11 protein-coding genes are annotated in these 12,995 nt (G+C 71.0%); 6 read left to right on the top strand and 5 right to left on the bottom strand.

Annotated elements, in window-relative coordinates:
- Window positions 1-10: 10 nt before the first annotated feature.
- The 3 genes from FM051_RS36985 to FM051_RS36975 all read right to left on the bottom strand — a co-directional run bounded on the left by FM051_RS36985 (window position 11) and on the right by FM051_RS36975 (window position 4,806).
- Window positions 11-2,302, bottom strand: coding sequence for an ATP-binding protein (locus FM051_RS36985; protein WP_158851590.1), 2,292 nt, complete (start codon window positions 2,300-2,302; stop codon window positions 11-13).
- Window positions 2,292-3,248 (bottom strand): P-loop NTPase family protein, encoded by a 957-nt coding sequence (locus FM051_RS36980; RefSeq protein ID WP_158851588.1) that lies wholly within the window; start codon window positions 3,246-3,248, stop codon window positions 2,292-2,294. Before FM051_RS36980 ends, FM051_RS36985 begins: the two co-directional genes overlap by 11 nt.
- Window positions 3,249-3,405: 157 nt before the next feature.
- Complete coding sequence (locus FM051_RS36975; RefSeq protein ID WP_238412919.1) at window positions 3,406-4,806, bottom strand: SDR family oxidoreductase; 1,401 nt, start codon at window positions 4,804-4,806, stop codon at window positions 3,406-3,408.
- A gap of 76 nt (window positions 4,807-4,882) precedes the next feature.
- On the opposite strand from FM051_RS36975, the gene FM051_RS36970 reads away from it, so the two are divergent.
- Together FM051_RS36970 and FM051_RS36965 are read left to right on the top strand one after the other, a co-directional pair.
- Window positions 4,883-6,130: a hypothetical protein gene (locus FM051_RS36970; protein ID WP_158851583.1), complete on the top strand. Its 1,248-nt coding sequence runs from the start codon at window positions 4,883-4,885 to the stop codon at window positions 6,128-6,130.
- Window positions 6,127-6,567: a hypothetical protein gene (locus tag FM051_RS36965; RefSeq protein ID WP_158851581.1), complete on the top strand. Its 441-nt coding sequence runs from the start codon at window positions 6,127-6,129 to the stop codon at window positions 6,565-6,567. The genes FM051_RS36970 and FM051_RS36965 overlap by 4 nt, the downstream gene beginning before the upstream one ends.
- A 122-nt stretch (window positions 6,568-6,689) precedes the next feature.
- On the opposite strand, the gene FM051_RS36960 is transcribed toward FM051_RS36965, so the two are convergent.
- The gene (locus FM051_RS36960) at window positions 6,690-7,646 is read right to left on the bottom strand and encodes a LysR family transcriptional regulator (protein WP_238412924.1); all 957 of its coding nucleotides are present in this window, start codon (window positions 7,644-7,646) and stop codon (window positions 6,690-6,692) included.
- Between the two features lie 323 nt (window positions 7,647-7,969).
- Between FM051_RS36960 and FM051_RS36955 the strand changes: the two genes are divergently transcribed.
- The 4 genes from FM051_RS36955 (at window position 7,970) to FM051_RS36940 (ending at window position 11,382) form a co-directional block, all read left to right on the top strand.
- Window positions 7,970-8,767 (top strand): 2-amino-3,7-dideoxy-D-threo-hept-6-ulosonate synthase, encoded by a 798-nt coding sequence (locus FM051_RS36955; RefSeq protein WP_158851577.1) that lies wholly within the window; start codon window positions 7,970-7,972, stop codon window positions 8,765-8,767.
- A 35-nt stretch (window positions 8,768-8,802) separates the two neighbouring features.
- A complete protein-coding gene (locus FM051_RS36950) occupies window positions 8,803-9,876 on the top strand; it encodes a 3-dehydroquinate synthase II family protein (protein WP_158851575.1) in 1,074 nt (357 codons plus the stop codon).
- 64 nt (window positions 9,877-9,940) lie between these two features.
- Window positions 9,941-10,519, top strand: coding sequence for an isopentenyl-diphosphate Delta-isomerase (idi, locus tag FM051_RS36945; RefSeq protein WP_158851573.1), 579 nt, complete (start codon window positions 9,941-9,943; stop codon window positions 10,517-10,519).
- A 95-nt stretch (window positions 10,520-10,614) separates the two neighbouring features.
- Entirely contained in the window at window positions 10,615-11,382 is a 768-nt protein-coding gene (locus tag FM051_RS36940; RefSeq protein WP_158851571.1) for a DUF998 domain-containing protein, read from the top strand.
- Here FM051_RS36940 and FM051_RS36935 read toward each other — a convergent pair.
- The gene (locus FM051_RS36935; RefSeq protein WP_158851569.1) at window positions 11,346-12,971 is read right to left on the bottom strand and encodes an AMP-dependent synthetase/ligase; all 1,626 of its coding nucleotides are present in this window, start codon (window positions 12,969-12,971) and stop codon (window positions 11,346-11,348) included. The genes FM051_RS36940 and FM051_RS36935 overlap by 37 nt on opposite strands.
- Window positions 12,972-12,995 lie beyond the last annotated feature (24 nt).

The raw sequence follows: 12,995 nt of genomic DNA, 5'->3' as shown, positions 1-12,995 counted from the left end.
GGGTGGTAGGTCAGGCGGGGGAGGAGCGGAAGACGGCGCGGCGGACGCGCGGGCTGAGGTTGCGCAGGGCCTCGTGGACGCGGCTGCGGCGTGAGCCCTGGTTGACCTCGGCCACCAGGCCGCCGGCCCGTCCCGACCACGGCGGCAGCTTGAACAGCGGGTCCAGCAGGAACAGCGGCAGGAACTCCACGATCCCGTCGTAGATCCCGCACAGCTCGTCCAGCTGGTCCTCCGCGTCCGGCTCGCCGGCCGACTGGTACCACTGCGACACGGCGGCGCGGAACGCCTGCACGGCCTTCTGCATGAACACCGCCTGCGCCGCGGCCTGGGTGAACTCCGGGGTCCGCAGCCGCCGGTGCACCGCCTCCTGGGTCGCGGTCGGCGCGTGGTCGAACGCCTCCTCGAACATCACGTCGACCTGCGTCAGCTCCTCCAACGCGTCCACCGCGTCCCGGAACAGCCGCTCCACCTCGCCGGGCAGCCTGCCCGACGCCTCCGGCGCCGCACGTCCCGGCGCACCACCGCCCGCCAACGCGGTCAGCTGCCGCTGGATCGCACCGAGCTGCCGGTCCGACGACGCACGCACACCGTCCACGTGCTCCGTCAGCTGCTCGATGAACCCGTAGATGCTCGACTGCTGCCTGGTCAACCGGTCCATCTGCGACCGCAGCGCGGACAACGGGTCCGTGTCGCCGCCCAGCCGCCGGCTCGTCGCGCCGACCAGCGCCTTGAAGTCGTCCGCGAACGTCCGCTCGACGTACACCAGCGGCTCCCGGCCCAGCAGCTCCCGCAGCTGGATCGCCACGCCGTCCGCCACCACCCCGTTGACCAGCAGGATCAGCTCGGCGTCCGGGTCGGCTTCCCGCACCGCCGAGATCCGCCGCATCACCGCGCCGACGTCCGAGTTGTCCAGCAGCGACCGGCTGAGCAGCACGGCGCACCCGCCGGTGCGGTCGGGGAACGTGACCCAGAAGTCCACCAACGAGTCCTCGGCCACGCCGAGCAGGTGCCGGTGCAGGTAGTCCAGGCCGTTCGCGTCGAGCAGCCGGCGCACCACGCCGTCGATGTCGTCCGAGCTGAGCGACCCGAACAGGTCGCGCGCCGCCTGCCGCACCATGTCCTCGGTGACCGCGAAGTCACCGCCGCCGGACGTGCGGGCGTTGTCGTCGGCCATCCGGAACACCCGGTGGCACAACCGGATCACGTTCCGCGCGTTGCCGCGCGCGATGTCCCGCAGGTACCGCGTGGTGTCCACGGTGAACGGCGCGAGCTGCCGGGTGCCGAACACCTGCTCCTGCGCCAGCGTGATGAACTCGCGCACCTCGCCCTGGCTGAGCCCGGACATCACCACCGTGTAGGGGATGCGCTGCCGCACGGCGGGCGGCAGCACGGACTTGAAGTCCGGCAACCCGCACAGCACCAGGCACGCACCGGCCTTCGCGAACACCTGGAGCAACGTCTGGAACGCCGCCATCGTCCGGGCCTGCGGGCGGCTGTCCGCGGAGAAGATCTTGTCCAGCTCGTCCACCGCCAGCACGAACCGCCGCTGCCTGCCGCCGAACAGCAGGGCGAACACGCCCATGGCCTCCAGCGCGGCCACCTCGGTGTCGATCGGCGTGGCGATGCCCCGTTCCACCAGCACCTGGTCCGGCGTGCCGCCGAGCAGCCACGACCACACCGAGTGCTCGAACCCCGGCCGCAGCAGCAGGGTGAGCGCGGTGCCGAAGTCCTTGTTGTTGGTGACCTCGCGCAACGTGTCCTGGACCTTGCGCAGCAACGCGCTCTCCATCAGGCCCAGCCGTTCCACGACCTCCTGCGGCTCCAACTGCCTGCTGCCGAGCCACTCCAGCATGTCGCTGGTCAGGCCGCTGCTCTGGAGCGAGTCGGCGACGATGTCCGCGTAGTACTCGCTGACCTGGGCGCGCACGCCCTCGCGGCCGAGCTTCTGCATGAACCGGCGGTACAGCTCGATGAAGCTCTCCGCGGTCGCGTCGAGGTACAGCGCGTGCGTCGGGTCCGCCAGCACCTGCCGGGCGTGCCGGACCAGCCGCACCGCGAGGTGCGTCTTGCCGGTGCCGTAGTCGCCCAGCACGGCCACGACCGTGCCGGTGCGGTCACGCCCGCCGCGCGCGGGCGGCGCGTCCAGGTAGGTGGTGAGGTGGGCGAGCGCCTGCCGCGTCGCGTCCGTGGTGATCGCCACGTCGACCGCGTCCGGGTCCGCGTCGAAGTCCGTGATCCGGGCGACCGCCATCGGCGAGAAGGGGTTCTTCCGCGGGGGCGGGGGATCGCTGCTAACGCTCATGGCCCATTCCCCAGTCCATTCCGGTGGACTTCTTGTTCAAGAACGCTCGGATGTCCTCGACGGACACCAGATCGGCTTCGGTGTAGCTTAGCCCCGAATCGAGTCGGTGCTCGTAGGTGCCGTGTAGATACCTCTGCAACATTGCGACCGTTTGGCAGAGTTTCGCCACCAATTCCATCGCGTCGTCACTCATCCGTGGATAACTTCCCACTTCCGCGTGACGCGACAGCCGGTCTTCGGTGAATCGCTCCGCGTCACCGGAATCGAGCGGACCCAGGTACAGCGTGATCGGCGGAACCCAAGTTTCCAGTTGCCGCACGACATCGGCCACGTCGTCCGGGTCCAGGTACGCGGATTCCGCCAGGAACAGCACTTTCGCGCTGCTGAACATCCGCGCGTAGCGGATCACCTCGTCCACCAGTTCGTTCGGACTCGGCAGCAGCACGACCAGCGCGATGTCCTCGCGCAGCGCCCGGCCGAGGCGCGGGAACACGCGGCGCGGCACGTCCCGGTCGCCCTTCAGCCGGTCCGCGGCCTCCGGCCGCAGCGCGTCGTGGTCCACCAGCAGGTCGAACATCTGGTCGCACACCTCGACGATGCGCTCGTCGATGGACAGCTCCCGATCGGTCGGCAGGCACCCGGTCAGGTCCAGCACGACACCGCGCATCCCCAGCGCGGCGAGCTCGCCGACGACCCAGTCCGCGCACCGGTTGACCAGCGCCGTCTTACCGCACCCGGACTCGCCGGTGACCAGCACCGACCGGCCGTACTCCAGCAGTCCGGTCAGGTCGCCCATCTCCTGCTGGAACTCCTGGAAGGCGCTCTCGGTGCCGTCCACGGGCACGTAGTAGCCGCGGTGCGCCCGCCGGTCCCACGGGCGCAGCGGCCGCATCGGCGTGCTCTCCCAGCCGGGCAGCGGGAACGGGTTGACCGGCCCGCGGTTCATGCACACCCCCGTCGCCTCGCGGCGGCCTACCGAAAGCCTCAGCCTACCGACGGAGAGTCGCACACGGGCGCGAACTCGTTGAGCGGCATACCCGATCGGCGCATCGGCGCTACTGCTTTCGGGAGCGGCCTGAAAAGGGTGAACACCTCACCGGGGCTTACCAGGGCGAGGGCGCGTAGTCCTTCAGGAAGCAGCCGTACAGGTCCTCACCCAGTTCACCGCGCACGATCGGGTCGTACACCCGGGCCGCGCCGTCGACCAGGTCCAGCGGCGCGTGGAAACCCTCGGCGGCCAGCCGCATCTTGGTCGGGTGCGGCCTTTCGTCGGTGATCCAGCCGGTGTCGACGGCGGTCATCAGGATGCCGTCGGTCAGCATCTCCTCGGCGCTGGTGCGGGTCAGCATGTTCAACGCGGCCTTGGCCATGTTCGTGTGCGGGTGGCCCGGCCCCTTGTAGGCGCGGCTGAACTGGCCTTCCATCGCCGAGACGTTCACCACGTACTTGCGGCGGGCCGGTGAGGCGGCCATCGCCGGGCGCAGCCGGGAGATCAGGATGAACGGCGCGGTGCTGTTGCACAGCTGCACTTCCAGCAGCTCGACCGGGTCCACCTCGTTGACCCGCTGCACCCAGCTGTTGACCGGCGCCTCGTCCGGCACCAGGCCGCCCGCGTCGATCTCCTTGGACCCGGCGGTGAGCGCGAGCGCCGTCACGGCGGGGATCGTGTCGGCCAACGTGCCCGCCAACGCCACCGGGTGCGCGGACATGGTGTGCCCGAACGTCACCAGTTCGGGCAGGGGGCCGGACGAAAGTTGCGCCAAGTTCAAGGGTTCGGACTCGGCCGCGACCAGCGGGGCGTAGGCGTTGGACGACCGGCGCACGGTCTGCGCGGCGTTGTTGATCAGGATGTCCAGCGGACCGGCGGCGGCCACCGAGTCGGCCAGCTGCACGACCTGGGCCGGGTCGCGCAGGTCGATGCCGACCACGCGGAGCCGGTGCAGCCAGTCGGCGCTGTCGGGCATGGACGCGAACCGGCGCACCGCGTCGCGCGGGAACCGGGTGGTGATGGTGGTGTGCGCGCCGTCGCGGAGCAGCCGCAGCGCGATGTACATGCCGATCTTGGCCCGGCCGCCGGTGAGCAGGGCGCGCTTGCCGGTCAGGTCCGCGCCCTGGTCGCGCTTGGCCCGGTTCAGCGCCGCGCAGTCCGGGCAGAGCTGGTGGTAGAACGCGTCGACCTCGGTGTACCGGCGCTTGCACGTGTAGCAGGACCGGGCGCGCAGCAGCGTGCCCGCTTTCGCGCCCGGCTCCGGCTCGCGCAGCAGCAGGCCGCGGGTCTCGTCGTCGATCCGGGACGGCGAGCCGGTCGCGGTCGCCTCGATGACCGCGCGGTCGTTGGCGGTGACCGAGGCGCGGCGGTCGGCCTTGCGGCGCTTGCGGAGGCTCTTCCAGATGCCGGCGGTGGCCCGGCGGACGGCGACCGCGTCGGGGTGCTCGGTGTCCAGTTCGTCCACTTGGGCGAGCACCCGTAGGGCGATTTCCAGTTCGGCGGGGTCAATCGACACGACCGGCACTCTACCTGCGCCGAAATTCGCACCCGGACAGGTGAAATTCGCGTGAGCCACCGCTAGGGTGCCCGGCATGCCTACAGCGGGTACCGGCCCACGGGTGCGCCGGCTGGCCCATCCCGACGCCGACATCCGGGCGCGTGCCCTCGGCCTGCCGCGCGGTCGCCCCGTTCTCGCGGTGTTCGGCTCGGCCGACGCCCTGGACACCGGACTCGCCGCCACCGTGCTGCCCGTGCTGCGTGCGGTCCTGGCCGCTGCCGCGCGGGCGGACGCCGTCGTGGTCACGGCGGGTGCCGACGTCGGTGTCACGCACTTGATCGGCCTGGCCGCCGAGTCGTTGGAGGGCCGCTGGCCCCGGTTGGTGGGCGTCGCGCCGTCCGGCCGGGTCGCCGCGGAGGACGCCGAACCGGCCGAGGGTGAGGTACGGCTCAACGTGAACCACGACACGGCGGTGCTCGTGCCCGGCTCCCAGTGGGGCGAGGAGGTGCCCGCGCTGTTCCGCGCGGTGGACGCCGTCGCCGGGTCGAAGCGCCCGGCGCTCGCGCTGCTGATCGGCGGAGATGCGGTGGCGCGGGCCGCGCTGGTCGACCACCTGGGTCGGGACCGGCCGCTGCTCGTGCTGGCCGGCACCGGGGCGCTCGCGGACGAGATCGCAGCCCCCGCCCCCGACGCCGCCCCCGACGCCGCCCCGGACGACGACCTGGCCGTGTTGGTGCGCAGCGGTCAGGTGGCCGTGGTGCACCTGGACGAGGGCGCGGACAAGGTGGTCGCGGTGGTGCGGCGGGTGCTGGGCAGCCGGCCCGGCGCCAAGCTGCACGCCACCGTGCCGCCGCCCGCCGTGTGGCCGAGGGTGCGGTTCCGGGCGCCCGAGCCGCACCCCGTGATCGACCCCGGCTACGTGCTGGACTACCCGCTGCTCGCCGACGCGATCCACGAGGCCAACCAGGTGGTGGCCCCCGCGTTGCACGAGTGCGAGGTCGCCGCCCTCAGGGCGAGGGAACGCGCGCGGCTGCTGGTGGTGCTCGCCATCGCCGCCGGGTTCGGCACCACGGTGTTCGCCGCGTTGCAGGTGTGGCTGCGGGACTCGCCGTGGCCCGGTGTGCTGCTGGCCGTGTCCGGCGCGGCGGCGGCGGTGCTCGCGGTGGTGGCCCGGAGTGGTGAGGACCCGGACGCCCGCGTTCGCGCCGAGCAGTTGCGCGCCTTGTACTTCGACCACCTCGCCGCACCACCGCCCGTCGACGACGCCGAGCGCGAAGAGCGTTCCCGCGAGTTGGCGACGGCGGTGGCGCGGTTCCGCCACGAATCGGTGAGCCGCACATGACCCCCACCGGATTGTCGGCTCCGCCGACGGTCGTCGACGACCACCGCGAGCAGTTCCTGCGCGCCTTCCTGAGGCACCGGGTGGGCGAACGGCTCGCCGGGTTCGAGCAGGCCCAGGCCCGCTACACGTCGGCGCGGCGTTGGGCGACCGCCGTCACGGTGCTGCTGTTCACCGCGGCGGCGGCGTTGGGCGCGGTGGCCGTGGCGGACGGTGGCCGGCGTGCGCTGTGGGCGTTCCTGGCCACGGTGGCGGCGGCGCTGGCCACGGCGGTCACCGTCTACGAGACCGCGTTCTCGTTCCGCGCCCTGTCCCGCCGGTCCGCGAACGGCGTGGCGCTGCTGCACCTGCTCCAGGCGCACGGCGCGCCGGAGGGCGAGGACGGCGTCAACGCGTTCCGCACCGAGGTCGAGAGCGTGCTCCGGCACTCGGACCAGTGATCCGGTGATCGGGTGCTCGTGCGCGGTGGTTGTGGCGCACCTGGACCGCTGGGTTCCGCCGGTTCGGCGCCGTCGCGGTCACCGTCCCAACCGGACAGAGCCGGACATGTGCGGTCACGGCGTCAGCTCGCCGCCGCGGTCAGCCCGGTGGCGGCCAGCTTCGCCGGACGGTGACCGTGGCCCCAGATCCGCTCCTGGTAAGCGCGCAGCAGTGCCGTGTGGATCTCGTCGACGTACTCCGCCGCCGCGCAGTCCCGGCGCCACACCAACGTGACGCGCCGGTGGACCGGATTGCCCACGACCGGTTTCAACAGCACGCCGGGCAAGTCGTGCCCGGTCGGGAAGAAGCACGCCACGGTGTGCCCGGAACGCACGAGTTCCGCGGCCGAAGCCGGATCGACGCCGAAATGCGCGCAACGCGGTGTGAATCCGGCCGCCTCGCAGGCCAGGTGCAGGTGCAGCCGTCCGCCGCCGTGGCTCTCGTCCGGCACCGCCCATTCCTCATCGGCCAGTTCGGACAGCCGAATCTCACCGCGACCGGACAACCGGTGTCCGGCGGCGATTCCGACCAACATCGGTTCCGAAACGACGGTCCGGCAGGCGACTTCTTCGGGAATCCGCAGTGGACTCTGCGGGAACTCGGTCACCAGCGCCACGTCCAACTTCGCCGTGCGAACCAGTTCGACGACCGTGTCACCACCGCGTTCGATGTGGGTGGTCTGCGGGTGCGTCGGTAACAAGGCGCGCACGACGCCCACCAGCAACGGCGTCAGGGAACCGGGGACGCCGCCGAGCCGGATGCCCGTCACGTCGTTCTCCGCGGCCAGTTTGCGTGCGGTGACAAGCAGATCGTCGAAGCGTTCCACCAGGTCGCGGGATCGCAGCACGACGTGGCGACCCAGTTCGGTCAGCTCGACGCCGTCGGTGCGCCGCAGGAACAACGGACCCCCGAATCCGCGTTCGATTCGGCGCAACTGGGCGGTCAAACCGGCCTGCGCGATCTTCAGCAGTGAAGCGGCTCGGCTGATGCTGCCCGCTTCCGCCACGGTCAGGACGACGTGGAGGTGCCTGAGCTCCATGTTCACTGCGGCAGCCTAGGGCAAGGCGAACACGCCAAACACCGACCGCGAGAGTGGGTAGGGGATGACGCTGCGTCGAGAAGATCCCGCTCCGTTGCTCCAACAGGTGCATAACTGAGGAGTTATCGCCACCTCACACCTACCGCCGCGCTCACTGGTTCGACCACTCTGCTGGATGGCCATCGCCGAGTCCCGTGTCCGCTGAGTTCTGTGTCAGCCGAGTTCTGTGTTCGTCGAGTTCTGTGTTCGTCGAGTTCTGTGTTCGTCGAGTTCTGTGTTCGTCGAGTTCTGTGTTCGTCGAGTTCTGGGGAGGTGTGAGCGACATGAGAAAAGCGTTGCGGCTGCGACGCCTTTCCCGTCCGCGCGACGACAGGTACCTCTTCGTCCCGCTGGACCACAGCGTTTCCGACGGTCCGGTGGTGCCGCGCGACCGGTGGCACGACCTCATCGATTCCGTCGTCGTGGGCGGCGCCGACGCCATCATCGTCCACAAAGGACGGGTCCACACGATCGACCCGGACGTGCTCGCCGGCTGCGCGCTGGTCGTCCACCTCAGCGCGGGCACCGCGCACGCCGCCGACACCAACGCCAAGGTCCTCGTCGGCGAGGTCGACGAGGCGCTGCGGCTGGGCGCCGACGCGGTGAGCGTGCACGTCAACATCGGCTCGGACACCGAGGGCCGCCAACTCGCCGACTTCGGCGCGGTGGCCAAGGCGTGCGACGACTGGAACGTGCCGCTGATCGCCATGGTCTACCCGCGCGGACCGCGCGTCGCCGACCCGAACGACGCCACGCTGCTCGCGCACGTGGTCAACATCGCGGTCGACCTCGGCGCCGACATCGTCAAGACCAACCTCGCGCTGCCCGCCGAGCGGATGGCCGAGGTCATCGCCAACTGCCCGATCCCGGTGCTGGTGGCGGGCGGTCCGGCGACCGGCGGCAGCGTGGTCGACCACGCCCGCACCGCGATGGCGGTCGGCTGCGCGGGCCTCGCCGTCGGCCGCCGCGTGTTCACCGCGCCCGCACCGATGTCGCTGGTCGCTGAACTGGCGTCGATCGTCCACGCCGACACCGATGCGGACCTGGTCCGCGCGATGACGGGCGTCGTCGCCTCGTCATGACCACGTCGTCCGGCTTTCTCACCATTGGAGAACCGTTGAAGTTCGCCTGGATCGACCTCAGAACCGTCCCCGAAGCGCACCGCGAAGCTGTCGTGGACGCCGCCGTGCACGCCCGCATCGCGGGCGTCGTCTCCGACGACCCGGCGCTGCTGGACACGTTGCCGCCGACGATCACCCGCGTGCTCGTCACCGACACCCCGGTCGACAGCCCGCACCTGGTCACCGTGGTCGTCGACGACCAGGACCGGCTGGACCGGCTCACCACCGACGCGGCGTTCGTGCAGGTGCGCGACGACCGCACGCTCAAGCTCGCGTGCGCGGCGGCGGTGCGGCTGGGGCACACCGTCGTCGCGTTCACCGACCCGACGAAGATCCCGCTGGAGATCGTCATCGCCGCCGCCGACGGCGCGCCCGGCAAGCTCGTCACCGTCGTGGCCGACCTCGAAGAGGCCGCGATCGTGCTGGACGTGCTGGAGCACGGCTCGGACGGCGTGCTCATGGCGCCGCGCGACGCCACCGACGTGTTCAAGCTGGCCCGGCTGCTGGAGGCCACCACCCCGCCGCTGGATCTCACCACGCTCACCGTCGAGGGCATCACCCACAACGGCCTGGGCGACCGGGTGTGCGTGGACACCGCCTCGCACTTCCGGGAGGACGAGGGCATCCTCGTCGGCTCGTTCTCCTCCGGCTTCATCCTGTGCTGCAGCGAGACCCACCCGCTGCCCTACATGCCGACCCGGCCGTTCCGGGTCAACGCCGGCGCCCTGCACTCCTACGTGCTCGGCCCGGACAACCGCACCAACTACCTGTCCGAGCTGCGCTCGGGCAGCACGGTGCTCGCCGTCGACTCCGAGGGCCGCACCCGCAAGCTCACCGTCGGCCGGGCCAAGCTCGAATCGCGCCCGATCCTGACCATCACCGCGCACTCGCCCGAGGGCGTCGAGGTGAGCCTCACCGTGCAGGACGACTGGCACGTTCGGGTGCTCGGCCCCGGCGGGAAGGTCCGCAACGTCACCGAGCTGCGACGCGGCGACGAACTGCTCGGCTACGTCGCGACCGAGCAGCGGCACGTGGGCATCCCCATCGGCGAGTTCTGCAAGGAGACCTGAGCCGGTGCGAAACCCAGGGGTTCCTGCCAGAGCGCGGTGATCGTTCTTGTGGCAGGGTGAGCGCGTGGAACAAGTCGTACTCCTGGACGAGTCCGGTGCCGGTATCGGCGTAGCCGACAAGGCCTCCGTGCACCACGCGTCCACCCCGCTGCACCTGGCGTTCTCGTCGTACCTGTTCGACGCGGCCGGCCGGCTGCTGCTGACCAGGCGCGCCCTGCACAAGAAGACGTGGCCGGGCGTGTGGACGAACTCGTGCTGCGGCCACCCCGCGCCCGACGAGTCGATGATCTCGGCGGTGTCGCGGCGGCTGGCCGACGAGCTGGGGCTGGCCGACGTCACCCTCGACCTGGTGCTGCCCTCGTTCCGCTACCGCGCGGTGATGGAGAACGGCGTCACGGAGAACGAGATGTGCCCGGTGTTCCGGGGCCTGGTCTCCGGTGATCCGACGCCGAACCCGGACGAGGTCGACTCGTTCGAGTGGGTGCCGTGGGCCGAGTTCGCGCCCGCCGTGCTGGCCGGCGCGCGTCCCGTGTCGCCGTGGTGCGCGCTGCAGGTGGCGGAGCTGTGGGAACTCGGCCCCGACCCGCTGGCCTGGCCCACCGGCCCCACGTCCGGCCTCCCCGCCGCCGTCCGACTCACCTGAACGCCGGCGACTGAACCCTGGCGACAAGCTGTCGTGAAGCTGTCGGTTCCCTGAACGGCGGAACAACACCCCGGTCACGGTCCGTTCTGCCGGGTGTGCTGACCGCTGAACTCGCTCCGACCCGTTCCCCGGCCCGCTTCGTCGCCCTCGGGGGCGCTGTCGCAGTCCTGCTGACCGTCGCCCTCATCGGGGGACTCGACCTGTACGGCCTCACCGAGTCCACCAGGCACCTGCGCCGCACCATCAGCGAGTACGCCCTCGGGCCGTACCGCTGGGTGTTCGACACGGGTGTCGTGCTGCTGGTGCTCGGGTCGGCCGCGACCCTCACCGTGCTGGTGCGCAGAGGGATGGCCAAGTGGAACTCGGTGGGCGCGATCGCGTTCGCCGCGTGGTCGGTCGGGCTCACCCTGGTGGTGATCTTCCCCAAGAACAACTGGGCCATCGGCCCCAGCATCAGCGGCAGCATCCACCGCTTCGGCAGCCTGCTGGCGTTCATCGCCCTGCCGATCGCGGCGATGCTGCTGGCCCGCCCGTGGCGGCGGGACCCGGTGTGGGGCGGGCACGCGCGTTGGACGTTCCGGCTCGGCGTGCTGTCCGCGCTGGCGTTCACGCCGATCCTGTACGGGATCCTGGTGAACCTCGTGGTCGGCACGTCGTGGTGGCGTGTGCTCCCCCTCGGGTACATCGAGCGGCTGCTGGTGTTCACCGAGGTGGTGGCCGTGCTCGTGGCCAGTGTGTGGGCGATCGCCGTGGCCCGGCCCGCCCACCGACCTGCCCACCGGGCCCGGCCCGTGGCGGATCCCGCGGACCGGTCGGTGGAGCCGGCTCAGTCCGAGTACAAGCTGTCCAACACCTCCCGGTAGCGGCTCTCGATCTCCTTGCGGCGCATCTTCAGGCTCGCCGTGAGGGTGCCGTCGGCCACCGTGAAGTCCTTCGGGAGCACGGCGAACTTCTTGATCGTCTCGTGCCTGGCCAGCTTGTCGTTGGCGGCCTTGACGGCCTGTCCGACCTCGGCGTCCGCGTCGAGGTCGGCGGGCGCGAGGTCGGGGTCGATGGTGACCAGCGCGACGCAGTAGTTGCGCCGGTCGCCGTGCACCAGCACGTTCCCGATGTACGGGCTGTTGGACTTGATCAGCCCCTCCACCGCCTGCGGCGCGACGTACTTGCCGCCGGAGGTCTTGATCAGCTCCTTCTTCCGGTCGGTGATGCGCAACCGGCCTGCCTCGTCCAGCTCACCGATGTCGCCGGTGTGCAGCCAGCCGTCCCGCAGCGTCTCGGCGGTCTCCTCCGGCAGGTTGTGGTAGCCGCGCATGATGCCGCGCCCGCCGATCAGCACCTCGCCGTCCTCGGCGATGCGCACCTCGGTGCCGAGCAGCGGACGGCCGACCGTGCCCAGCTTGTTCGCGCCGGGCCGGTTCACGAACGACGCCGCCGACGACTCGGTCAGGCCGTAGCCCTCCAGGATCGTGATGCCCGCGCGGTCGAAGAACTCGCCGACCGGCCGGGACAGCGGCGCGGAGCCGGACACGAAGTACTTGATCCGGCCGCCGACCCGTTCCCGCAGCTTGCTGAACACGAGCTTGTCGGCGATCCGGCGGCGGATCCGCCACTCCGGGTGCTCGGCCACCGCCAACGCCCAGTCGAACAGCTTCGCCTTCACCCCGCCCGTCTCGCGCATCGAAGCGACGACGCGCTGGTGGATCTTCTCGAAGATCCGCGGCGCGGCGGCCACCACGGTCGGGCGCAGCTCCAGCAGGTTGGCCGCGATCCGGTCCACGTCGCCGTCAACGGCGGTGGGCGCGCCGGTCGCGAGCATGGCGACCTGGAGCACCTTGCCGAACGCGTGGGACATCGGCAGCCACAGGAAGTGCAGGTCGTCCGGCGTCAGGATGCCGAGGTCGCTGATCGCCTCCGCGGTGTGCAGCCAGTTGTCGTGGGTCAGCTCGACGCCCTTGGGCGTGCCCGTGGTGCCGGAGGTGTAGATCAGCGTGGCCAGCCGGTCCGGCGTCAGCTCGTCCACCATGGCGTCGTAGACGGCGTCCGCCGCCGAATCGGCCACCGGTTTCGGCTCCCAGTCCGGCGTGATCACCTTCGCGTCGACCTTGCCGGCCAACTCCGGGTCGGCGACCACGAAGACGCTCTCGGAGTCGCGGACGATGTGCGCGACGACGTCCGGCGTGCTGCTGGGGTAGATGGTCGTCGTCACGCCGCCCGCCGCCAGCACGGCCAGGTCGGTGAGGATCCAGTCCACGCTCGTCGTGGCCATGATCGCGACGCGCGCCTCGTCCCGCACACCCAGCTCGCGGAACCCCAACGCACGCCTGCGCACGTGTTCGCCGACGTCGGTCCACGTCAGCGACGTCCACGAGTCACCGGTGCGGTAGCGCAGCGCCTCGGCGTCCGGGGTGGCACGCACCCGTTCGCGCAGCAGATCGGGAATGGAACGGGCCACGGTGACCTCCTGGGGGGAGCGGCG

It is taken from the genome of Saccharothrix deserti, assembly GCF_009769385.1.
GTDB lineage: Bacteria > Actinomycetota > Actinomycetes > Mycobacteriales > Pseudonocardiaceae > Actinosynnema > Actinosynnema deserti.
This window is presented reverse-complemented; position numbering and strand designations above follow the sequence as displayed.